Source organism: Hyphomonas sp., assembly GCF_016125515.1.
Taxonomy (GTDB): Bacteria; Pseudomonadota; Alphaproteobacteria; order Caulobacterales; family Hyphomonadaceae; genus Hyphomonas.
Map to the genome: position 1 here is coordinate 65,542 of NZ_WGLO01000005.1, position 22,325 is coordinate 87,866.

Genomic DNA, 22,325 nt, shown 5'->3' on the forward strand with positions numbered 1-22,325 from the left:
TCCTCGGCAACGTGTCCATGATATGACACTGATAGTGCCAATAACTTCCGCCGTCAATCTGGCCCGGCGCGAATGTGGGGGTCACGTCACTTTCGCGCGCGCATGGAATTGCGGCTGATCCCAGCTCTTGCTGGCCAAGATGTCCGCCAGCGCATCCAGCGCGTCCCAGACCGCCGCATATCGCAGGAACAGCGGCGAGAAGCCGAACCGCACCGTATCCGGCGCGCGGAAATCCGCCATCACGCCCCGCGCCGCCAGCGCCTGTACCACGGGATACCCCTCCGCCATCCGCACGCTCACATGCCCGCCGCGTTTCGCGTCCTCGACCGGCGACAGGACCTCAAGCCCCATCGCCTGCACGCGGGCAATCGCCATGGCGCTCAGCGCGCGGGCCTTCGCCTGCAAGGCGCTCAGCGGCGCGCCGTCCATCGCCTCCAGGGCGCCGCTCAGCGCCGCCAGCGAAAGGATCGGCGGCGTGCCACTGGCAAAGCGCGCCGCGCCCTCACGCGGTGTGTAGCCGCCGTCGAAGGCAAACGGGGCTGCATGGCCCATCCAGCCCGGCAAAGGCGTACGTAGCAGTCCGGCGATGTCGTGCGCCGCATAAACGAAGGCCGGCGCGCCGGGGCCGCCGTTCAGGTATTTATAAGTGCAGCCTGCAGCCAGCCGCGCGCCATCAGCCTTCAGCGCCAGATCCAACACGCCGGTCGCATGGCTCAGATCCCACAGGATCAGCGCGCCATGCGCAGCCGCTTCGCGTTCATGCGCGGCGATGTCGGCCACTTCGGCGGACCGGTAATTGACCGCGCTCTTGAGATAAACGCCGCCCGCATTGAGCGCGTCGAACGTGCCGCCGGAAGGCAGGCGGCGCACTTCGGCGCCCGATACGCCCGCGAGTCCCGCCGCGATGTATTGGTCGGTCGGAAACTCGTCCTCCTCCACGAACAGCACGTATCTGCGCGCCAACGGCAGCGCCGCTGCCGCCAGCTTGAACAGGTTCACTGATACGCTGTCAGCCACGATCACTTCGCCCGGCTCGGCGCCGATCAGCGCCGCGATCTGGCCGCCGGTGCGTTCCGAAAGGTCGATCCAGCCAGCGCTGTTCCAGCTCCGCACCAGATCGCTCTGCCAATCTTGCATCGCGGCGTTCAGGCGGGCGCCGGCCGTCGCAGGCGGCGGACCCAGCGAATGGCCCACCAGATAGGCGATCCCGTCCGGCAGGTTGAACAGGCCGTGCCGGGCGGCCAGTGGATCGGCACGGTCGCACTCGACCGCGTCAGCGCGTGAGGTCGGGATCTGGCGCATACGGGCGGTTGCCTCTTCAGGTGAAGGTGCGACAGTAGCCCTCAAGGTCGTTGCGGCAAGGGAGAGTGGTGTGTGGAAGTTTCAGGTTGCGGCGGTTTCGCTCTTTGCGCTGGCGGCTTGTGCGCCGTCTACCGAGATGCCGCCTTCGGTCCTGCCGGCCAGAGAGGCGACTGAAGTGCCCGCTGCGCCCGCCAAGCTGATGACATGGGACCACCTTACAAGCCGTCCGCCGGTGACGGCCACGCAGCAAATCCGCTGGGGCGAGGGGTCCACCGATATTGTCGATCTCTGGCTGCCCGAGGGGGCCGGTCCGTTTCCGGTCGTCGTCGTGGTGCATGGTGGCTGCTGGCAGAAATCGATTGCCGACATGACGCTGATGAACTGGATGGCGGATGGCCTTCGCAACAAGGGCTGGGCGGTCTGGAACATCGAGTACCGGGGCGTCGATGAAGCCGGCGGCGGCTATCCCGGAACCTTCCTGGATGTCGGCGCGGCCGTCGATGTGCTGGCGCAGCGCGCCGGTGAGTACAATCTGGACCTGTCCCGCGTCACCGGCCTCGGCCATTCGGCCGGTGGACACCTGATCCTCTGGGCTGCCGCCCGCAGCCGCCTGCCGGATAACAGCCCGCTCCGCGTCACTGATCCGCTGGAGTTCCAGGGCGTCGTTGTGTCCGGCGGCCTTGCCGACCTTGAAGCCTCGCGGCCCGTCACCCAGCCGGGCTGTCTCGATGCTGTCTATGACGCGCTTGTGGGCCAGCCGAGCTCGGAACGCCCCGATCCGCTTGAGGATACGTCACCCGCGCGCCTGTTCCCGCTCGGCTTTCCGTTTGTCAGCGTGAACGGCGCAGAGGACCGCATCGCGCCGCCCATGCTGGGGGAGGCCCTGACGGTCCGTGCGGAAGCGGAGGGCGACCAGACGGCGCTGATCGTGGTGCCCGATACGGGTCATGTCGAACTCGTCACCCCGGGTACCAAGGCCTTTGAGGTCCAGGCCGAAGCGCTCGCGAGTTTTGTATCCGGCATGAACGACTGAATCCGGTTCCGAACTGAGACCTTGCCTCTGCGTCTGGCGCTGCTAAGGGAGCAAAACCCAAAGCGGGGGAAGGCGATATGAACAAGGCTGCACGCAGCAAAATTCGCGACGCGCTCCTTCACGAACTGGCCGGGCGGCGCATTCTGGTCATGGGCATTCTCAACGTCACCCCTGACAGCTTCTCGGACGGTGGCAAGTTCGACCGGCTCGAGCCCGCACTCGCGCACGCCGCCAGCATGCGTGAGGCTGGTGCCGACATCCTCGACATCGGCGGGGAATCGACGCGCCCCGACGCCATCGAAGTCGATGCCCGCGAAGAATGGCAACGCGTCGAGCCGGTGCTGGCTGCGCTCGGCCAGGAAGACGGCCTGCCGCTCTCGATCGACACCTACAAGGCGCGTGTCGCCCACAACGCGGCAGAGCTCGGCGCTGTGGTGATCAATGACGTCTGGGGGATGACCCGCGATCCCGACATGCCCAAAACCGTTGCCGAAACCGGCTCGCTCGTCGTCGCCACCTACAACCGCGGCGCCGCCAACCCCTCGTTGGACCTGCGCGCCGACATGGCTGCCTTCGTGTCCGAAACCTATGCGCGCGCCACACAATACGGAATCCCGCAAGAACACCTGATTTTCGACCCCGGCGTCGGCTTCTCGAAAACCTACGAACAGAACCTTCAAGCCCTCGCCAACCTCGACGTCCTCGTCGACTCCGGCCGCCCCGTTCTCGTCGGTGTTTCGCGCAAATCGTTCATTGGGCGGATGACCGGGCGGCCGGTGGAGGAGCGGTTGTCGGGGACGTTGGCGGTGGGATTGAAGGTGGTGCAGATGGGGGCCAAGGTGTTGCGGGTGCATGATGTTGCGCATCATCGCGATGCGTTGGACATGTACAGCGAGATGACCAATTACCGATGAGCGACCGCGTTTTCGTTTCGAACCTCTGCCTTCACGGCTTCCACGGCGTTCACAATGCCGAGAAGAATCTCGGGCAGAAATTCTACCTCGACATGGATTGCGAACTGGCGGGCCCGGCGACAACGACGGACCTGATGCGCGATACGGTCGATTACGGCGCGCTGTGCGACCTCGCCGCCAAGCTGTCGGAAGAGACCGTGTTCAACCTGATCGAAACCTTTGCTGAACGCATCGCGCAGGCGGTGCTCGACACTCAGCCGCTGGTGAAGCGCGTGACGGTCACCGTGCGCAAGCCTTCCGCGCCGATCCGGCATTTCGTCGATCATGTCGGCGTGGCTGTCACTCGGAGCCGGAATGCCTGAAGCCTGCCTCGGCCTCGGCGCCAATCTGGGCGACCGGGAGGCGAGCCTGTGCAACGCCCTTGCGGCGCTGAACGCAACACCCGGCATCCGTATCCTCGCGGTTTCCCGCGTGTTTCGCACCGCGCCCTGGGGCGGCGTTACGCAACCTGATTTCCTCAACCTCTGTGTGCGGATCGAGACACCGCTTGCGCCGCTGGACCTGCTGGCCGCCTGCAAGGCGGTCGAGCAACAAATCGGCCGGCAGCCGCGCGAGCGCTGGGGACCACGGGAGATGGATGTCGACATCCTGATGATGCAAGGCGCCGAGATGACGACGCCAGAGCTGATCTTGCCGCATCCGCGCCTGACCGAGCGCCGGTTCGTGCTGGAACCTCTGGCCGACGTCGCCCCCGACTGGTTGGTCGGGGGGCAGACGGTTTCGGCGCACGCGGAGGCCTTGCGCAACACCGATCCGGTGCAGGCGTGTGTTGCACAAGAGATCGCGTTCGAGGGCCTGAAACAGGCGTCTCGCCCGACCACAAACCGTCCTTAGACGGCCCACAAGTCGGGTCTGACTTATGGACACTTTCGCGTGTGAGGAGAGGCGGGATCAGAGCGCCTTGACGATGTCCTCGACCATCTTCTTGGCGTCGGCGAGCAGCATCATCGTGTTGTCGTTGAAGAACAGCTCGTTCTCGATGCCGGCATAGCCCGAACCCATTGAGCGCTTGATGAACAGCACCGTGCGGGCGTTCTCGACGTCGAGGATCGGCATGCCGTAGATCGGCGAGGACTTGTCGGTCTTCGCGGCCGGGTTCGTCACGTCGTTGGCGCCGATGACGAAGGCGACGTCGGAGGAATTGAACTCGGAGTTGATGTCTTCGAGTTCAAAGACTTCATCGTAGGGCACCTGGGCCTCGGCAAGCAGCACGTTCATGTGACCCGGCATCCGGCCTGCAACGGGGTGGATGGCGTATTTCACTTCCACGCCTTCTTCCTTCAGCTTCTCAGCCATTTCCTTCAGCGCATGCTGGGCCTGGGCGACGGCCATGCCGTAGCCGGGAACGATGATGACCTTGGAGGCGTTCTTCATGATGAAGGCGGCGTCGTCTGCCGAGCCGCGCTTGTACGGCCGGTCGACCTTTGCGCCGCCGGCAGCCGCGGCTGCATCCTCGCCGCCGAAGCCGCCGAGGATGACCGAGATGAAAGATCGGTTCATGCCTTTGCACATGATGTACGAAAGGATGGCGCCGGACGAGCCGACGAGCGCGCCGGTGATGATCAGGGCGAAGTTGCCGAGCGTGAAGCCGAGGGCGGCGGCGGCCCAGCCGGAATAGGAGTTCAGCATCGATACGACGACCGGCATGTCGGCGCCGCCGATGGGGATGATCAGCGTGATGCCGAGCACGAGCGCCAGAATGGTGAGGCCCCAGAACGCCCAATGGGCGGTGCCGTGCGACTGGATCAGGATCGCGAGCAAGGCGACGATGCCGGCGCCGATGGCGAGGTTCAGCACATGGCGGCCGGGCAGCAGGATCGGCGCGCCGCTCATGTTGCCGTTGAGCTTGGCGAAGGCGATGACCGAACCGGTAAAGGTGAGCGCACCGATGGCGGCGCCGAGGCCGAGTTCGATCAGCGAGGCCGCCTTGATGCCGGTGATGCCGAGAATGCCGAAACTGTCGGGCGCATAGAGCGCAGCCGACGCCACGAGCACGGCGGCGAGACCGACGAGCGAGTGGAAGGCGGCGACGAGCTGCGGCATGTCCGTCATCGGGATGCGGCGGGCGATGATGGCACCGATGGTGCCGCCGATGGCGACCGCGCCGATGATCAGGCCCCAGGTGACCGGATCAAGCTTGTCCCAGAGCAGCACCAGCGTGGTGGCGACGGCGATGGTCATGCCGATCATGCCGTTGCGGTTGCCCTTCTGGCTGGTGGCGGGGCTGGACAGCCCGCGCAGCGCGAGGATGAAGAGCACGCCCGAGACGAGATAGAGCAGCGGCGCCCAGGTAGAGTGGAATGAATCGATCAATTTTTTGCTCCTAGCGGCGTGCCGCGTTCGGCCCATGCTGCGACTTCACCATCGGCGATGGCAAAGCAGGCTTTCCAGGCGCCATCTTCGCCGCGCCGCAGGACATAGTCCGTGGGCCAGGCGATGATGGTTTGGCCGTGTGCGTCGGCGAGACGATAGTCGACGCGAACTTGCGCGACCCCGTCAAAATCGGTTGTTGCGGTCTGAACCCGGGCATCGGCATGCGCCACGCCCTGTGCATCGTAGAAGCCGCTCAGACGGTCGAGGTTGCGGCGGAAGGCCTCCGCGTCACGGAAGCCGGCCCCGCCATTCTGGTCAGAGATGAAACACGGGAAACGCCACATGGCCGCAATCGCGCCCATGTCGCGGCGCGAGAACGCGTCGGCATAGGCATCGAAGTGCGATTGGGCCTGGGTCAGCGTCACGTGTTACTGGCCCTTCTTCTTGTACATGGCCAGCATGCGCTGGGTGACGAGGAAGCCGCCGAAGATGTTGACGCTGGCGAGCATCACGGCGACCGCGCCGAGGATCTTGGCGACCCAGCCTTCCTGCGACAGGCCATGTGCGGCGGCGGCAACCAGCGCACCGACCACGATGACCGACGAGATGGCGTTGGTGACGGCCATCAGCGGTGTGTGCAGGGCGGGCGTCACCGACCAGACGACATAATAGCCGACGAAGCAGGCCAGCGCGAAGATGGCCGCGAGGAAGACGGTCGACTCGATGCCGCCGGCATCGGCATGCGCCGGCAGGGCGAGCGCCGCAGCGGCGATGATGGAAAGGGCGCGCTTCATGACTTGAGCCTTTCGCTGACAGTGGCGCCATTCCGCGTGAGCAGCATGGCTTTGACGATCTCATCGTCCGTATCGAGATTGATCGCGCCGCCTTCGGCGGTGATCAACGGAATGAAGGCCAGCAGGTTCTTTGCGAACAGCGAGGACGAATCAGCGGGCAGGCGGGCCGGCAGGTTCGAGAACCCGGCAACCTTGACGCCGTTCACGTCCACGATTTCGTCGGCCTTGGAGAGCGGGCAGTTGCCGCCTTGGGTGACGGCCATGTCCACGATGACCGCGCCGGGCTTCATCGACTTCACCATCTCCTCGGTGATCAGCACGGGTGCGGGACGGCCCGGGATCAGCGCGGTGGTGATGACGATATCCTGCTTGGCAATGTGGCTGGCGGTCAGCGCAGCCTGTTTCGCCTGGTATTCCGGCGACATTTCCTTGGCGTAGCCGCCTGCGGTTTCGGCCGCCTTGAACTCGTCATCCTCGACCGCAATGAACTTCGCGCCGAGCGAGGCAACCTGTTCCTTGGCGGCGGGGCGCACGTCCGTGGCGGTGACGACCGCGCCGAGACGGCGGGCGGTGGCGATGGCCTGGAGGCCGGCGACGCCGACGCCCATGACGAACACTTTCGCCGGGGCAATCGTGCCCGCCGCTGTCATCATCATCGGCATGGCGCGGCCATAGATCTGGGCGCCTTCGATGACGGCGCGGTAGCCGGCAAGGTTGGACTGGGACGACAGCGCGTCCATCGACTGGGCGCGGGTGATGCGCGGGGTGAATTCCATCGACAGCGCTGCGATCTTTTTCGCGTTCAGCGCCGCGATTTCGCTGGCCGGGAAGGCGAAGGGCTCCATCAGGGCGATCAGGGCGGCGCCTTCGGGAAGCGCCGCGACCTCATCCGGCAGGGGCCGGCGTACTTTAAAGACAATGTCGGCGCCCGCCGCTGCGGCTGGTCCGTCGACGACGGTGGCGCCGGCTTCCGCAAAGGAAGGGTCCGGAAAGCCCGCGACCGTGCCGGCGCCGGATTCGACCGTGACCGTGTGGCCGAGGCCCACGAGCTTCTTGACTGTCTCCGGAGTTGCCGCCACGCGGGTTTCGCCGGGTTGCCGTTCTTTGAGCACTGATATCTTCATGGAGCCTTGGATTAGGTTAAACCTTGCGCGGTGCAACAGTTTTTTTGGAGGTTAGGGGCATGAGTTTGTTTAGTCTGGCTAACAGGACGGCTTTGGTGACCGGGGCTTCGAGCGGGCTTGGCGAGCATTTTGCCCATGTGCTGGCCGGTGCCGGCGCCTCTGTCGTGATTGCGGCGCGCCGCATGGACCGGCTGGAACGGGTGGCGGCCGAGATTTCAGCCAAAGGCGGCAGGGCGCTGCCGGTCGAGATGGATGTGACGCACGAGGATTCGGTGACGGGCGCGTTTGCCGAGATCCAGGACGCGCTGGGCCGGCCCTGCGATATCATCATCAACAATTCGGGTATGTCCCGCGAGGGCTGGTACAGGGAACAGAGCGAAGAAGACTGGAATGCGGTCATCGACACCAACCTGACAGGGGTGTGGCGCGTCGGCAAGGCCGCGACCAATGCGATGATCGCGGCGGGGGTAAAGGGTTCGATCGTGAATATCGCCTCAATCACGGCGCACCGGACGCAGATGATGACGACGGCCTATTGCGTGTCGAAGGCCGGGGTCGATCACCTGACGCGGCACATGGCGCTGGAAAGCGCGCGCTACGGGATCCGGGTGAATGCGATCTCGCCGGGTTATTACAAGACAGCGATCAATGACGAGTATCTCGACTCCGAGGCAGGGGACGCGATGCGCAAGCGGATCGCGATGCGCCGGTTCGGGGAATACAAGGAGCTGGACGGGGCACTGCTGCTGCTGGCCTCCGACGCGGGCAGCTACATGACGGGGTCAACCCTGGTGGTGGATGGCGGGCACCTGCTCAGCCCGCTGTAACCGGCCCGCTTGCGGCGCTGCAAAATAGTCATTACACGATCCTCACGCGAAAGGTGCCCGGGTCAACAGCCCGGGTGAAAAGGGAAGCCGGTGGGAATCCGGCGCTATGCCCGTAACTGTCAGCGGGGAGTCTGTTGAGCCACACGCCACTGGGAAACCGGGAAGGCAGCTCGATGAGGCCCTGATCCGCTTAGCCAGGAGACCTGCCTTTTGCCGTCGTGAGCTCGCCGCCCGGGACCAGGCGTTGGGCTGCGGAAGGCACTCCTTCCGTTCATGCGACATGTCATGAACCCGCCGCGGAGCGCGCGCTCCCGGCATCTGAAGGAGCTGTGGACATGATCCTCAGACTGACTTTGCTTGGCGCCTTGGCGCTGGCGCTCAATATATCCCCCGCTTTTGCAGACGACGCGCGCGTGCTCGACACGGTGGAGGTCACCGGCCTGCGCCCGGTTGAGGCGGACCGCACGACGGTGTCGGTGTCCGTACTGTCGGAAGAAGACCTGGCGGTGCGCCTGTCGCCGAACCCCGCCGACCAGCTGCGTGCTGTGCCGGGCGTGGCGGTGTCGCGCGCGGGCAGTCTCGGCGGCCTGACGCAGGTGCGCCTGCGCGGCGCGGAAGCCAACCACACGCTGGTGTTGTTCGAGGGCATCGAGGTGTCGGACCCGGTGAACGGCGATACGGATTTCGGATTGCTGACCGCTTTGCCGGCTGGGCGGATTGAAGTGTTGCGAGGCGCAGCCTCGTCGATCTATGGATCGGATGCGATCGGCGGCGTGCTGCTGCTGGAGGCAGCGCGCGGGGCCGGGCTGACGGGCATTGCCGAAGGCGGCAGCTTCGGCACGGCGCAGGGCACGCTCGGCTGGACAAATGACCGGTTCGGGCTGGCCGCGACCGGTTTTGCGACCGACGGCGAAGACTCGTCGGGCACGGGCGGCGGCAAGGACGGTTCGGACGCGCTGACGGGGCTCGCGACCGCGAAGTTCGATCTGGGTGCGGATTGGGCGCTGTCGCTGGTGGGCCTTGCCCGCGCGGCAAGTTCCGACTTCGATTCTGATACGGATTTCGATGGCCTGCTGAATGACGAGGACCGCCGCACCGAAGCGGAACAGAGACTAATCGGCGCTGCGCTGACGGGCCAAACGGGCCTGGTGGACCATGTGCTGCGTGCGAGCTTCAATGAAGTAGACCGCGACAATTTCGCGGACGGTGCGCTCAGCGACACGGCGAAGGGCAAGCGCACGAAGCTGAGCTGGTCGCCCGGCTATACGCAAGGTGTCCACCGGTTGACCGGGCTGATCGACTATGAGCGCGAGACGTATGACCGTAGCGATGTCCAGTATTTCGGCGCGACGGATGCGTCCGAGGCGTTTGAATCGCTCGGCATCGCCGGTGAGTACCGGTTGAGTTCTGGCGCGCTGGACCTTTCGGCCTCCGCGCGCCTCGACGATAACCGGCGCCGGTTCAAGGACGCCGTCACCTGGCGTGTCGGCGCGGGCTATGCGTTCGAGTCCCTCGGCGGGCGTGTCCGGGCCTCGGCTGGAACGGGCATCAAGAACCCAACGTTCACGGAGCTATTCGGGTTTTTCCCCGGCAGCTTCACCGGTAATCCGGACCTGAAACCGGAGCAGTCGACAAGTTGGGAAATCGGCTGGGACCAGACGGCCGGGCCGGCGGACTTCAGCCTCACCTATTTCGAGGCCGATCTCGAAAACGAGATCTACACGGCATTCAATCCCGACTTCACGTCGACCGCGCGCAACCGGGCGGGCAAGAGCGAGCGCAGCGGCGTTGAACTGTCGGGCCGGTGGCAGCTGGCCTCGAACGTATCGCTGTCGGGTCAGGCGACGTTCTTTGACTCGCAGGATGATGCCGGCGCAGATGAAATCCGAGTGCCGGACATGACGGCCTCGCTTTCGGCCGACTTGCAGGTGCGTGAGGACGGGCTTCGTCTGGGGCTTGCACTCGACCATGTGGGCGAGCAGGGCGACTTCGATTTCGGTCCATTCCCGTCGCGCCTTGTCTCGCTCGATGCCTACACCCTGGCCGCGCTCACCGCAGAATATCCGCTGACGGAACGTCTGGCATTGACGCTTCGCGGTGAGAACCTGCTGGACGAGACGGCCACCGACGTGTTCGGCTATAACGGACCGGGCGCCGGCGTTTATGTGGGGCTGAAACTGCGTTGAAACGGGCCATTGTTGCCTTCTGCCTGATCGGGCTGGCCGGCCTTGCCTCAGCAGGGCCGGCCAAACCGACGGTTGTGTCGCTCGACTACTGCGCGGACCAGTTCGTTCTCGCGCTGGCTGACCGCGACCAGATTCTTGCCGTCTCCAAGGATGCCGAACGCAAATTCAGCCATCTTCGGGCCAGCGCGGCAGGAATCCCCAAAGTGCGCGCGGCGGCGGAAGACGTCATCGCACTCCATCCTAATCTTGTCGTGCGCAGCTGGGGCGGCGATGCGCGCGCCTTGTCCCTGTACGAACGGTTTGGAATCCGGACCGTCCAGATCGGTTATGGAGAAGACATCGACAGCGCCATAGGCGTGACGCGCGCCGTGGCGGCCGAGATCGGCCAATCGGCACGGGTCGACGCCTTGATCGCTGCCTCGCCGCCGCCGCGCCCCGCGAACGGCCTGTCCGCGCTCTACGTGACGCCGGGCGGCGTGAGCGCCGGACAGGGCACGATGATCGACGCCATCATGCGCCATGCCGGGCTTTCGAATGCCAACACGGGAACCGGTTGGACCGGCCTGCCACTCGAACGGTTGGTGCAAGCACCGCCCGCGCTGATGCTGACAGCCTTCTTCGGATTTGACGATGATGCAACGGATCGTTGGTCTGTGTCGCGTCATCCGGTGATGCAGCGCCTCATGCGCGATGCGCGTGTCGTGGCGATGGATGAGTCCCGCGTTTCCTGTCCAGCCTGGCTGGTCGCGGACGAAGCGGACTCAATTGCGCGCGCGCTGGAGGCCGCTCCATGAGCCGGCTCGTTGTTTTTCTGACGTTGGTTTCGCTGTGCCTCTTTGCATTGTCCGGTCTCGTCGGCACGGCGCCTCTTTCGCTTGAGGCCAGTCTGGGGGCTCTGGTGGGGCAGGGCGACGCGGCCGCCCGGACCATCCTGTGGGAAATCCGCTTGCCGCGCGCTGCCGCGGCCTTTGGAGTCGGCGCGACGCTCGGACTGGCAGGCGCGGCCTTGCAAGGCCTGTTGCAGAACCCGCTGGCCGAACCCGGCGTTCTCGGCGTCTCGGCCTTTGCGGCGCTCGGTGCCGTGGTTGCGATCTTTTTCGGACTGGCCGGTATCAGCGGGTTGATCGTTCCGCTGGCCGCCATTCTCGGCGCGGGGCTTGCGACACTCGTGCTGGTCGTTGCCACGCTGCGCGGCGCAAACAGCGTGACGCTCTTGCTGATCGGGATCGGCCTCTCCAGTTTTGCGGGCGCGCTCATATCGCTCGCGATGAACCTTGCGCCGAACCCGTACAGCCTGTCCGATCTGGTCAACTGGATGATGGGGTCGGTCGCGAACCGTTCGTGGGCGGACATAGCCCTTGCCGCGCCAGCCTGGGCCGTCGGGACCGCGCTGGTGATGATGGCCGCGCCGGGCTTGCGCGCGCTTAGCTTGGGCGAAGAGACGGCGGCAAGCCTTGGCGCGGACATCCGGCGCACCCGGATACTGGTGATCGGCGGCACGTCGATCCTGGCCGGGGCAAGCGTGGCGACGGCCGGCGCGATCGGATTTGTCGGCATTGTCGCGCCGCATATCGTGCGGCCTTTCGTGCGCCACGATCCGCAGAAATTGCTGGTGCCCTCGGCCTTGCTGGCGGGCGTGATCCTGCTCGCGGCGGATGTTCTTGTCCGCATCCTGCCTGTGCAGCAGGAGCTCAAACTGGGCGTTGCGGCCGCGCTGCTTGGCGGCCCGGTCTTCATCTGGATTGCCGCGCGGCTCGGGAGGGCGTCTGCATGATCTCCGCCAACGGACTGTCGATCTTCCTGAGTGGCCAGCGCGTCGTCACGGACCTTTCCATCGAACTGGGCGAGGGCGAGATGGTCGCGCTCGTCGGGCCGAATGGTGCGGGCAAGAGTTCGGCTCTGAAAGCGCTGGCCGGTGTGACGCCCCTCGCGGCGGGTGAGATCCGGATCGACGGCGTGGACGCCCGGCGCCTGAGTTTGCGGGCGCGGGCCCGTTGTATCGCCTGGCTGCCGCAGGCCCGGCCGGTTGCCTGGAACCTGGCGGCCCGGGATGTCGTGTCGCTCGGCCGGTTTGCGGAATCCCCCGCAGCCTACGATCATCTTGGTGGGGCCGACCGGCAGGCGGTCGATGCGGCGCTCGAGAAAGCCGATGCCGCGCGCCTTGCGCCGCGCGCTTTTCACACGCTGTCAGGCGGAGAACAGGCACGGGTGCATCTTGCGCGGCTGCTGGCCAGCCCGGCGCCCAGCCTGCTGCTCGACGAGCCCTGCGCCGCGCTCGACATCGTGCATCAATTGTCGCTGATGGAGACCCTGGTGGCGGAGGCAGCTTCCGGCCGGGCGATTCTCGTCGTCCTGCACGATCTGGAACTCGCGGCGCGCTATTGCCAGCGGATCATGGTGATGGAGGCCGGACACAAGGTGGCCGATGACGGCGCACAGGATGCGCTCAATCCGCATGTCCTTGAACACGTGTTCGGCGTGCGCCGCGACGCGGCGGGCGCGTTAGTACGCGCCGGTTGACGAAAGCAGGGCCGGCACGGTGAGCAGCAGGATCCAGAGATCACGGCCCAGCGTCCAGCGGCTCACATAGTCCGTGCCCAGAGCAGCGCGCTGCTCGAAACTGAGGCGGTTGCGGCCCTTCACCTGCCACAGACCGGTGATGCCGGGGCGGGCCAATTCGTAGCCGTCGATATGACGGCCGTAGGCCGCACGCTGGTGGGCGAGGATGGGGCGCTGGCCGACGATCGACATATTGCCTTTCAGCACATTGAACAGTTGCGGCAGCTCATCGATCGACGAGGCACGCAGGAACCGGCCGATACGGGTGACACGCGGGTCATTGCGCAGCTTCTGGAAACGGTTCCATTCGGCGCGGGCGTCGTCGTCCGTTTCCAGCAGACGCTGCAGCACGGCCTCGGCATTCGTGTGCATTGTGCGGAATTTATACATGCGGAACAGCTTTCCGCCCCGACCGACACGCGACTGGACGTAGAACGCGCCGCCACCATCGCATTTGATGGCCACGAAGACGAGCAGCATCAACGGCGCCAGGAAGACGAGCGCGAGGAGCGACATCAGGACATCCACCGCGCGCTTGGCGCCGCCATTGATCCCCCAAAATCCGTCCTCGATGGCGATCCCGTCTGAAACTTCGGACAAATCGTCTTCGAGGCTGGGCTCATCGAGCCCGACCTTTTGGTGGTACATGCCGGAAAGTCCCCTTGCGGCCGTGTTCTTCGCAGGTGCACATAACCGCTGAGTCGGCGTTGGTGAAGTATTAACCTTCAGTTTCGGGTCGCTTTTTTTGATCGGCCTGCGTTAGCCAAGACTTAGGACTGGGGCGCTAGGCTGGCAGCATCCAGAAAAAGGTCTGCGTCATGTTGGCTGGCAAAAAACAAGAATCCGAGGCTTTCGAAGCGCCCGTACAGGCGCCCGGAACGCCGCCTGCTGATGTGGCAAAAGCAGTCGGCGCGGAAGGTGGCGGCCCGCACGCATCGCCGGCCCGCGCGCTGCAGCAGCGTCTCATCCGGGAAATCGTCCAGCCGGCCCGGTCCTGGCTCTGGCATTCGGCCGGGTTGGTGCTTGTCGCAATCCTGTCGCTTTCGGTTGCCGGATTGATGTTGGGTTCCGGGCTTTGACGCCTGCGAATCTGGCAGCCGACTTGCTAGACAGGGTTAAAGGGCGCCTGTAGGGCAGCCCCATCAGGAGATCTTTGATGCGTATCAGGAAAGCGGTTCTGCCGGTGGCCGGCCTTGGCACACGGGTATTGCCGGCGACGAAGGCCATTCCGAAGGAGCTGCTGCCGGTCGTGGACCGCCCTGTGATCCAGTATGTCGTAGACGAGGCCCGGGAAGCCGGGATCGAGCATATCGTGTTCGTCACCGGACGCGGCAAAGGCGCCATCGAGGACTATTTCGACCATGCCTATGAGCTGGAAACCCAGCTGAACGCCAAGAACAAGACCGACATCCTGGCAGCTGTCGAGGCCTCGCGCCTGCCGGCAGGGGCGTCCAGCTTCGTGCGCCAGCAGGCGCCGCTGGGGCTCGGCCATGCGGTCTGGTGCGCGCGCGACGTGATCGGCCACGAGCCGTTCGCCGTGCTACTGCCGGATGTGATTGTGAAGGGCAAACCGTCGAGCCTGAAGCAGATGGCCGATGCGTTCGAGAAGGTGGGCGGGAACATCATCGCGGTTGATCCTGTGCCGGAAGACCGGGTGTCGTCCTATGGCGTGATCGCGCCGAAATCGCGCGACGGCCGGCTGATCAGCATGTCGGGCATGGTGGAGAAGCCGCCGCGGGAAACCGCGCCGTCGAACCTGGCGATCACCGGCCGCTACATCCTGCAGCCCGAGATCTTCGGCCTGCTGGAAAAGCAGGGCGCCGGTGCGGGCGGCGAGATCCAGCTGACGGATGCCATGGCGAAGTTGATGGAAAGGCAGCCCTTCTATGCCTACGAGTTTGAAGGCACCGTCCACGATTGCGGAAACAAGACCGGCTATTTCGAAGCCGTGCTGACGCATGCCCTCGACAATCCCGACACGGCGGACTTCGCACGTGCGCTGGTCAAGGCCGCCGCAGCCCGCTGAACCGCGTGGTTTCAGGCATGTGATTTGCATTCGCAAATTGCAAGCGACCGGGCCCTCATCAGGACATTGACCGGACGCACCGCATGGCGGCCTGTTGGGGACATAGGGCCGCCGGAGTGGGGGGAGGCCCGCCGATCATTCGGCGGGCTTTTTCAATTGTCTTGGCCGTGCGGGCCGCTAAACACTCGCGCCATGACAGACGCTGCGAACCTGCCGACCTTCGACGATGTCCTGGCTGCCGCCCAGCGCCAGCGCGGACTTGTGCGCATCACACCGGTTCTGAGCCACGCAGAAATCGACGCCGAAGCGGGCGCGCGGATCTTCGTGAAGGCCGAATGCCTCCAGGTGACCGGCAGCTTCAAGATGCGCGGCGCAACCAACCGGCTGGCCCAGATTTCCGACCAGCAACGCGCAGCGGGCGTCGTTGCGTTTTCATCCGGCAACCACGCGCAGGGTGTGGCGCGGGCGGCGCGGCTGTTCGGCATGCCCGCCGTGATCGTGATGCCGTCGGACGCGCCGCAGGTGAAGATCGACGGCGTCAAAGCCGATGGCGGCGAAGTCGTGCTCTACGATCGCAACGCCGAGAGCCGCGAAGAGATCAGCAACCGGCTCGCGGCTAAGCGCGGCGCCATCGTCGTGCCGAGCTATGACGACAAGGACATCATCGCGGGGCAGGGCACGGCCGGACTGGAATTTGCCCGTCAGATGCAGGACGCCGGCGAGACGCTGGACGGGCTGATCTGCTGCACGGGCGGTGGCGGCCTGATCACCGGAATCGCCCTGGCCTTCGAGCGACTGTCGCCGGAAACGCGGATCTGGACGGCTGAACCGGAAGCGCACGACGACTGGGCGCGGTCGCTGGAGGCCGGCGAGATCGTCGCCAACGCGCCGGGTACGCGCTCGATCTGCGACGCGATCCTGACGCCGGAACCCGGAAAGCTGACCTTCGCCATCGGCAAGCGCCTGCTGGCGGGCGGCCTGCGGATCAGTGACGGCGATGCGCGCCATGCCATGCGTATGGCGGCGCGGCATTTGAAGATCGTGTCCGAACCCGGCGGCGCAGCGGCGCTGGCGGCGGCTCTGCGCAGTCTGCCGGCGGAGCTCAAAGGCAAGCGGGTCGGCGTGCTGGTGACCGGAGGCAATGTCGACATGGCCGACTTCCAGAAAGTGCTGTCGTCCACGGACTAGGCCATTGTCCAAGAATTGCCGTGTTCGGAGCGTAAAGGCACGCAATGACTCAACCGATCCATTGTGCCATCGGCGACATCCACGGCGAGCTTGATCGGCTGAAGGCACTTCACCAGCAGGTGCTGGCCTTTGCGCAGACGCAATTTCCGAAAGCACCGTTGCACTTCGTCCATCTCGGCGACCTGATCGATCGCGGCCCGGATTCCTGCGGCGTTATCGACTATCTCATGGACTTCGAGCGCACGCGATTGCCGCGCCCGGTGACGCTGCGCGGAAACCATGAGCAGATGATGATCGACGCGTTTGAAAGCTCGGAATCCAGCGCCGTCAGTGTGCGGCATTGGTCAACCAATGGCGGCGCCGAGACTTTCGAAAGTTATTCCGGCAAGCCGGCCGGTTTGATGCAAAGACACCTGGGGTGGCTGAAGACGCTGCCGACGCACCATGCCGTCGAGTCAGCGGGGCTGGTCTTTGTCCACGCAGGGGTCGATCCGGACAGATATCCTGCTTGCGGCGAGCAGGTTCACATGTGGACAAGGCGGCGGGAATTCCGCGATCCTTCCTGCTGGACGGCGCCGGCCTTGAAAGGCAAGCGTGTTATCCATGGTCATACGCCGACGGAAGATTCGCTTCCGGAATCGGGGGGCGGCGGACGACGCCTGAACATCGACACCGGAGCGGTTTACGGAGGCCGTCTGACGGCTGTGATCCTGCGTGCGGGCGAGCCGGACCTGTTCTTTCACAGCTGACGTCTGCGCCTCTGTTGGCGCTGCAGCAAGTTTGGTCCTTACAGCAAGACCTTGCTAACCATTCGCGCCGGCCGCCTTTCTGCATGGTTAATCGCATCTTCCGCCTGCGGACCAGATTCTCCCTTTGACCTTCAACGGGCTTTATCACCCCGTCATTAAGGATGCAGGCTGATGGTAGCAGAATGCTGCCTGGACGAGGGCATCCAGAATGAAAGCCACACCGCTTATCAGCCTTGGCGTTTCCGTCGCACTCGGCGCCGGCGCCATCTTCTTTGGCCGCGGCCTGATTTCCGACAAGGCGCCCGACGCGCAGGCCAGCCCTGTGCCGGCTGTCGCGATGACCACCGTGCTGGTGATGACATCCACGGTCGAGCCCGGCGCGCTGATTGATCCGAAATTTGTGAAGGAAGTGGAGTGGCCGGAGCGGGCTGTGCCGGAAGGCGCGCTGCGCAATGTGTCTGAGCTGGGCCCGAAAGCCTATTCGCGCGGTCTGATGGTGCCGGGGGACCCGCTTTTGCTGCCGAAAATCGACAATACCGGCGCGGTTCTGACCCTCGCCGCCAGCATCACGCCAGGCATGCGGGCTGTCTCCATCGTCGTGCGCAATGACACCGGCGTTTCCGGCTTTGTGTTACCGGGAGACCGGGTCGACGTTAACGAATTCATGGAACTCGAAGACGCCAACGGGCGGTCTGAAGGCGCGCGCATCTCGGCCAACATCCTCGCGCGCCCCGTGCTGCGCCATGTGAAGGTGCTGGCTGTGGACCAGTCCTTTGAACAGAACTTGGAAGGCGCCAAGCCCTCCCAGACTGTGACCCTTGAAGTGACGCCCGACGATGCGCTGGTGCTCGGCGCAGCCAGCCAGCGCGCCGCGCTGGGCCTCGCCCTGATCAGCCGGGAAGAAGAAGCCATGGTCGTGGCGCAGGAGCCGGAAAAGCCTGTGAAGGTGAAACCGGTTGTGCAGCCGCGGACAGGCCGCAGCGCGCCTGTGACAACGACCGTGCGCGTCATCAATGGCGAAAGTGACGTGAAGATCACCGCGCCGATTGCGCGCGCTGAACCCAAAACGGAGGAAAAACGCTGATGCGCCCTGTACGGATCATATCAGCCGCAATCCTTGCGTGCCTGTGCCTCGCGCCGGCCGCAGCCGCCTGGACGCAGCGGATGGCGGTCGCCGGTGCCGAACGGCTTGAAGTGCGGCGCGGGCAATCCGCCGTCGTCGAAGCCGACGCCGCGTTTGCCACCATCGTGGTCGCCGATCCCGAGATCGCCGAAGCCATGGCGACATCGAACCGGTCATTCTTCCTGCGCGGCAAGACGCCGGGCACCACTACGGTGCTGCTCTATAATTCGGCTGGCGCAATTGCCGAACTGATCGAGATCGACGTCAAACTCGGCCTCGAAGAGCTGCGCGATGACCTGAAGCGCCTGTTGCCGGGTGAACCGATCGAAGTCTATCCGGTGCATGACGGCGTGTTTCTCGATGGCCGCGTGACGACCGCCGGCGCTGCCGAAATGGCGCTGCAAGTCGCCGAACGCTATGTGCCGGGCGGTGTCGCCAATGGGCTGACCGTTGGCCAGAGCCAGCAGGTGCTGCTCGAGGTGCGTTTCCTGGAAGCCAGCCGCAGCGCGGTGCGCGAGATCGGCTTCGGCAACACGATCGACGCCAATGATTTTCAGTCCACGACCGAAAGCAGCACGGTCTCCGGCCTCGCGGAAAAGACGGTTGCGCTGTTCACGAACCTCGGCGGCGAGAATATCGATGTTCGCATTCGGGCGCTGGAGGAGAAGGGCGTGATCCGTACACTGGCCGAGCCGAACCTCGTGGCGCTGTCGGGTGACACGGCCAGCTTCCTGGCGGGCGGTGAGTTTCCGATTCCGGTGTCCAACAAGGACAATCAGATCACGGTCGAGTTCAAGAAATTCGGGGTCAGCCTCGACTTCACGCCGACCGTTCTGGGCGAGGGACTCGTGAACCTGCGCGTGCGCCCGGAAGTTTCGGCGCTCGACAAGGCAAACGGCATCCGTGCATCCAACATCGAAATTCCGGGCATCTCGGTGCGCCGCGCGGACACGACGGTGGAGCTGCATGACGGGCAGGCCTTTGCGGTCGCAGGCCTCCTGCAGAACAACTATTCGAACGACATCCGCCAGACGCCGTGGCTGGGCAGTGTGCCGATCCTCGGCGCGCTGTTCTCGTCCAAGCGCTATCAGCGCAATGAGAGCGAGCTGGTGATCATCGTCACGCCGCGGCTTGTCCAGCCCGCGCCGCATCCGGACCAGCTCGCGTCGCCGCTCGACAGTTTCGCAGAGCCGACGGAAGCCGAGCTGCTGTTGTTCGGGCGGACGACCGGCGAGCCTATGCAGATTTCAGGGAACTGATCATCATGAAAGCCACAAAATCGATCTCACTTGTCTTCGTGCTAGGGCTTCTTGGCGGGTGTGCGTCATTCGATGCGCAGGATCGCTACGTGCTGGGCGGCGCCACGCGCGCCAATATTGCAGCGCAGTCGGACCGTGACGTGGACCTGCCCAATTCGCGCAAGGTGGAGTCGACGTCCGGCGTGCGCGCGGTCAATGCGGTCAAGGCGTTGAACGAAGGCCAGACCAAGGAACTGGCGTCGACCGGCACCGGGGGCGCCGAGTAATGCACGCATCCGCCCAACTCCAGAGCCGGCCGGCGCCTGAAGCCGGCGCGCGAAAGGTGAACATGATCGCGGCGCTCGCGACGCCCGAGCGCATTACTGCGCTGAAGGACGTATGCCCGGATGTGCGCGACCTCTCGGCGCTGGCGCCGCCCGAGATTGCCCAGCGCCATGGCGGCGGATTGCTGCTGATCGAGCAGGGTGTGCCCGGCTGGGACCAGCTTCTGCTGATGCTCGCAGTCGACCATCCCTCGACGGCGGTTGTCATCGTGTCCGATCAACTGCCGGCACATATGGTCCGGGCGCTGATGAAGCTTGAGGCCTGGGACGTACTGTCGGTTTCCGCCAACGCCGGCGACATTGCTGACACAGCAACGCGTCTGTCCGATGCCCAGACCCAATCCAAGAGCACCTCAGCGGACTCGGTTTGCTGGGCGTTTCGCGGCGCCGTTGGCGGCGCGGGCGTCTCGACGCTGGCCATCGAAAGCGCCTTCGCGCTTGCCCGCCTCGTGGGGCACGGCAAGGTTTGCCTCGTGGATCTGAACGTTGCCGATGGCATGACCGCATCCTTCCTCGAAGCGATCCCCAAGCTCGATCTTCAGGCTCTGTCGGCGGCGCCGGAGCGTCTCGATGCCCGCTTGCTGGCCGCCTGGTGCTGGCAGCACGAAGATGGTGTCTCGATCATCGCATCGCCGCGCAATCCGGATGCGGATGAGCTGGCGAGCGAGGCGGCTGTGCTGCGCCTGCTGGATGTCACCTGCGCCGCGTTCCCCTTCGTGATCCTCGACATGCCACGCCACATGATGCCGTGGACAAAATCCGTCCTCGCCGCTGTGGATCAGGCCGTGGTGATCAGTGAGCTGACCGTGCCCAGCCTGCATGCGGCCGCCGACATGTGCCGGGATATCGATGTGCTGCGCGGCGAGAACAATCGCGCCCGTCTGGTGTTGAACCGGATGTTCAAGAAGAAGCAATTCCGCACAGGTTTCCCGGTCGACACGGCCGAGAAGGCCATCGAGCGCAAGATCGATGTCACGGTGACGTCCGACTGGGACGCGGCGCGCACGGCCGTCAATCTCGGCAAGCCGATTGCCGACGTGAAGCCAAAGAGCCCACTCGTGAAGGATGTCGATGATATGGTCCGCCTGCTCGCGCCCGAGGGCATGATCGAGAACGCACAGCCCGGTAAGTCAGCCAAGAAGGCGAAAGCATGAGCCGTTTTGGATTTACACCTGCCGTCAAGCCGGTGCCCGCCGCAGCACCTGCGCCGCAGCCCGTCGCCGCGCCGGCGCCGCGCACCAAGGCCGAGACGGCCGCCTTCGACCTGCTCGATGCCAAGCTCCGTGTACATGCGAAGCTGATCGACGAACTCGATCTGTCGGCGCTCGACAAGTTGGATGACGAAACGATGCGCCGCCGGGTGCGCGCGATCATCGGCGAGATCATCCGCAAGGACGAAATGGCGCTTTCCTCTGCCGAGGAGGCGTCCTTCGCCGATGCGGTGATGGACGAAATGACCGGGCTGGGACCGATCGAGCCGCTTCTGAAAGACGATTCCATTGCGGATATCCTGATCAACGGATGCAATCAGGTCTATGTCGAACGCCACGGCAAGCTGCAGCTTGCGCCCGTGCGTTTTGCGGACAATGACCACCTCCTTCGCATCGTCCAGCGTATTGTCGCCGCCGTGGGCCGCCGTGTGGATGAAAGCCAGCCGCTGGTCGATGCCCGCTTGCTGGATGGCAGCCGTGTGAACGCGGCCGTGTTGCCGATCGCCATCGACGGCCCGCTGGTCTCGATCCGCAAATTCTCCAAGTCGCCGCTGACCATGGACAAGCTGGTGGAGTTCGGCGCCATTCCGCGTCCGGTGGCGGATTTCATTCTCGGCGCCGTCAAGTGCCGGGCCTCCACGGTGATTTCCGGCGGTACCGGTTCGGGCAAGACGACGCTGCTCAACGCGCTCTCCTCCGCCATCAGCCCGGATGAGCGCCTCATCACCATCGAAGATGCCGCCGAACTCCAGCTTCAGCAGCCCCACGTGGCCCGCATGGAAACGCGCCCGCCCAACATCGAAGGCAAGGGCGAGATCCGGCAACGCGAACTCGTCAAGAACGCGCTTCGCATGCGTCCGGACCGGGTGATCCTCGGTGAGGTGCGTTCCGAAGAAGCGTTCGACATGCTGCAAGCCATGAACACAGGCCACGAAGGCTCGATGGCGACAATCCACGCCAACAACCCGCGCGATGCGCTGACGCGTCTCGAGCAGATGGTGATGATGGGCGGCATGAAAATCTCGGAAGAGGCCATCCGTGGACAGATCGCCTCGGCCGTGAACTTCATCGTCCAGGCCACGCGCCTGTCGGATGGCTCGCGCAAGGTCGTGTCGATTGCTGAAATCACCGGCATGGAAGGCTCGGTGGTCCAGCTGCAGGAAATCTTCAAGTTCGAACGGACCGGTACGGCCGATAATGGCAAGGTGCAGGGCCATTTCGTGGCGTCCGGCCTGCGTCCGAAATTCCTGGATGAAATGGAGCGCCGGGGCGTGTTCATGCCGGCTGGCCTGTTCGATCCGTCCAACCGTTTCTGACCGGAGACAGCGCGTGTT

At 64.8% G+C, this 22,325-nt stretch carries 24 protein-coding genes and 1 riboswitch; of the genes, 18 read left to right on the forward strand and 6 right to left on the reverse strand.

Going from position 1 to position 22,325, the window contains the following annotated elements; all coding sequences use genetic code 11:
* Positions 1–81 precede the first annotated feature (81 nt).
* Entirely contained in the window at positions 82–1,302 is a 1,221-nt protein-coding gene (locus GC148_RS04945) for an aminotransferase class V-fold PLP-dependent enzyme (RefSeq protein WP_291069222.1), read from the reverse strand.
* Between the two features lie 70 nt (positions 1,303–1,372).
* Here GC148_RS04945 and GC148_RS04950 point away from each other — a divergent pair, with 70 nt between their 5' ends.
* From GC148_RS04950 to folK, 4 genes are all read left to right on the forward strand, one after another.
* Positions 1,373–2,335, forward strand: coding sequence for an alpha/beta hydrolase (locus GC148_RS04950; protein WP_291069224.1), 963 nt, complete (start codon positions 1,373–1,375; stop codon positions 2,333–2,335).
* Between the two features lie 77 nt (positions 2,336–2,412).
* Positions 2,413–3,249: a dihydropteroate synthase gene (gene folP / locus GC148_RS04955; protein ID WP_291069225.1), complete on the forward strand. Its 837-nt coding sequence runs from the start codon at positions 2,413–2,415 to the stop codon at positions 3,247–3,249.
* Positions 3,246–3,611, forward strand: coding sequence for a dihydroneopterin aldolase (gene folB, locus GC148_RS04960; protein ID WP_291069227.1), 366 nt, complete (start codon positions 3,246–3,248; stop codon positions 3,609–3,611). The genes folP and folB overlap by 4 nt, the downstream gene beginning before the upstream one ends.
* Positions 3,604–4,143: a 2-amino-4-hydroxy-6-hydroxymethyldihydropteridine diphosphokinase gene (gene folK, locus GC148_RS04965; protein WP_291069229.1), complete on the forward strand. Its 540-nt coding sequence runs from the start codon at positions 3,604–3,606 to the stop codon at positions 4,141–4,143. The genes folB and folK overlap by 8 nt, the downstream gene beginning before the upstream one ends.
* A 57-nt stretch (positions 4,144–4,200) precedes the next feature.
* Here folK and GC148_RS04970 read toward each other — a convergent pair whose 3' ends face one another.
* The 4 genes from GC148_RS04970 to GC148_RS04985 are packed head-to-tail and all read right to left on the reverse strand — an operon-like array spanning position 4,201 to position 7,540.
* Complete coding sequence (locus GC148_RS04970) at positions 4,201–5,619, reverse strand: NAD(P)(+) transhydrogenase (Re/Si-specific) subunit beta (RefSeq protein ID WP_366063190.1); 1,419 nt, start codon at positions 5,617–5,619, stop codon at positions 4,201–4,203.
* Positions 5,619–6,047 carry a hypothetical protein gene (locus GC148_RS04975; protein WP_291069232.1) on the reverse strand — a complete coding sequence of 143 codons (429 nt, stop codon included), beginning with the start codon at positions 6,045–6,047 and terminating at the stop codon, positions 5,619–5,621. The genes GC148_RS04970 and GC148_RS04975 overlap by 1 nt, the downstream gene beginning before the upstream one ends.
* 3 nt (positions 6,048–6,050) lie before the next feature.
* Positions 6,051–6,416 (reverse strand): proton-translocating transhydrogenase family protein, encoded by a 366-nt coding sequence (locus GC148_RS04980; protein ID WP_291069233.1) that lies wholly within the window; start codon positions 6,414–6,416, stop codon positions 6,051–6,053.
* Positions 6,413–7,540, reverse strand: a complete 1,128-nt coding sequence (locus tag GC148_RS04985; protein ID WP_291069235.1) for a Re/Si-specific NAD(P)(+) transhydrogenase subunit alpha — start codon at positions 7,538–7,540, stop codon at positions 6,413–6,415. The genes GC148_RS04980 and GC148_RS04985 overlap by 4 nt, the downstream gene beginning before the upstream one ends.
* A gap of 59 nt (positions 7,541–7,599) precedes the next feature.
* Here GC148_RS04985 and GC148_RS04990 point away from each other — a divergent pair, with 59 nt between their 5' ends.
* The 5 genes from GC148_RS04990 (at position 7,600) to GC148_RS05010 (ending at position 13,073) form a co-directional block, all read left to right on the forward strand.
* Positions 7,600–8,367, forward strand: coding sequence for an SDR family oxidoreductase (locus GC148_RS04990; protein ID WP_291069237.1), 768 nt, complete (start codon positions 7,600–7,602; stop codon positions 8,365–8,367).
* Positions 8,368–8,401: 34 nt separating this feature from the next.
* Positions 8,402–8,593, forward strand: a riboswitch (cobalamin riboswitch).
* 109 nt (positions 8,594–8,702) lie between these two features.
* Entirely contained in the window at positions 8,703–10,553 is a 1,851-nt protein-coding gene (locus GC148_RS04995) for a TonB-dependent receptor (protein ID WP_291069239.1), read from the forward strand.
* Positions 10,550–11,347: a hypothetical protein gene (locus GC148_RS05000; RefSeq protein ID WP_291069241.1), complete on the forward strand. Its 798-nt coding sequence runs from the start codon at positions 10,550–10,552 to the stop codon at positions 11,345–11,347. The genes GC148_RS04995 and GC148_RS05000 overlap by 4 nt, the downstream gene beginning before the upstream one ends.
* The gene (locus GC148_RS05005; RefSeq protein ID WP_291069243.1) at positions 11,344–12,327 is read left to right on the forward strand and encodes an iron ABC transporter permease; all 984 of its coding nucleotides are present in this window, start codon (positions 11,344–11,346) and stop codon (positions 12,325–12,327) included. The genes GC148_RS05000 and GC148_RS05005 overlap by 4 nt, the downstream gene beginning before the upstream one ends.
* Positions 12,324–13,073 carry an ABC transporter ATP-binding protein gene (locus GC148_RS05010; RefSeq protein WP_291069245.1) on the forward strand — a complete coding sequence of 250 codons (750 nt, stop codon included), beginning with the start codon at positions 12,324–12,326 and terminating at the stop codon, positions 13,071–13,073. The genes GC148_RS05005 and GC148_RS05010 overlap by 4 nt, the downstream gene beginning before the upstream one ends.
* On the opposite strand, the gene GC148_RS05015 is transcribed toward GC148_RS05010, so the two are convergent.
* A complete protein-coding gene (locus GC148_RS05015; protein ID WP_291069247.1) occupies positions 13,056–13,760 on the reverse strand; it encodes a sugar transferase in 705 nt (234 codons plus the stop codon). The two genes, GC148_RS05010 and GC148_RS05015, sit on opposite strands and share 18 nt — an antisense overlap.
* Positions 13,761–13,930: 170 nt before the next feature.
* Between GC148_RS05015 and GC148_RS05020 the strand changes: the two genes are divergently transcribed.
* From GC148_RS05020 to GC148_RS05060, 9 genes are all read left to right on the forward strand, one after another.
* Positions 13,931–14,191 (forward strand): hypothetical protein, encoded by a 261-nt coding sequence (locus GC148_RS05020; protein ID WP_291069248.1) that lies wholly within the window; start codon positions 13,931–13,933, stop codon positions 14,189–14,191.
* Between the two features lie 77 nt (positions 14,192–14,268).
* On the forward strand, positions 14,269–15,138 hold the full coding sequence (gene galU / locus GC148_RS05025) for a UTP--glucose-1-phosphate uridylyltransferase GalU (protein ID WP_291069250.1): 870 nt from the start codon (positions 14,269–14,271) through the stop codon (positions 15,136–15,138).
* A gap of 192 nt (positions 15,139–15,330) precedes the next feature.
* The gene (locus GC148_RS05030) at positions 15,331–16,326 is read left to right on the forward strand and encodes a threonine/serine dehydratase (RefSeq protein WP_291069251.1); all 996 of its coding nucleotides are present in this window, start codon (positions 15,331–15,333) and stop codon (positions 16,324–16,326) included.
* Between the two features lie 44 nt (positions 16,327–16,370).
* A complete protein-coding gene (locus GC148_RS05035) occupies positions 16,371–17,075 on the forward strand; it encodes a metallophosphoesterase family protein (RefSeq protein ID WP_291069253.1) in 705 nt (234 codons plus the stop codon).
* 208 nt (positions 17,076–17,283) lie between these two features.
* Positions 17,284–18,159 (forward strand): Flp pilus assembly protein CpaB, encoded by an 876-nt coding sequence (cpaB, locus tag GC148_RS05040; RefSeq protein WP_291069255.1) that lies wholly within the window; start codon positions 17,284–17,286, stop codon positions 18,157–18,159.
* Positions 18,159–19,457 carry a type II and III secretion system protein family protein gene (locus tag GC148_RS05045; RefSeq protein ID WP_291069257.1) on the forward strand — a complete coding sequence of 433 codons (1,299 nt, stop codon included), beginning with the start codon at positions 18,159–18,161 and terminating at the stop codon, positions 19,455–19,457. Before cpaB ends, GC148_RS05045 begins: the two co-directional genes overlap by 1 nt.
* 5 nt (positions 19,458–19,462) lie before the next feature.
* Positions 19,463–19,723, forward strand: coding sequence for a hypothetical protein (locus tag GC148_RS05050; protein WP_291069259.1), 261 nt, complete (start codon positions 19,463–19,465; stop codon positions 19,721–19,723).
* Positions 19,723–20,934, forward strand: a complete 1,212-nt coding sequence (locus tag GC148_RS05055) for a hypothetical protein (protein WP_291069260.1) — start codon at positions 19,723–19,725, stop codon at positions 20,932–20,934. Before GC148_RS05050 ends, GC148_RS05055 begins: the two co-directional genes overlap by 1 nt.
* Positions 20,931–22,307: a CpaF family protein gene (locus GC148_RS05060; protein WP_291069261.1), complete on the forward strand. Its 1,377-nt coding sequence runs from the start codon at positions 20,931–20,933 to the stop codon at positions 22,305–22,307. Before GC148_RS05055 ends, GC148_RS05060 begins: the two co-directional genes overlap by 4 nt.
* Positions 22,308–22,325: the final 18 nt, after the last annotated feature.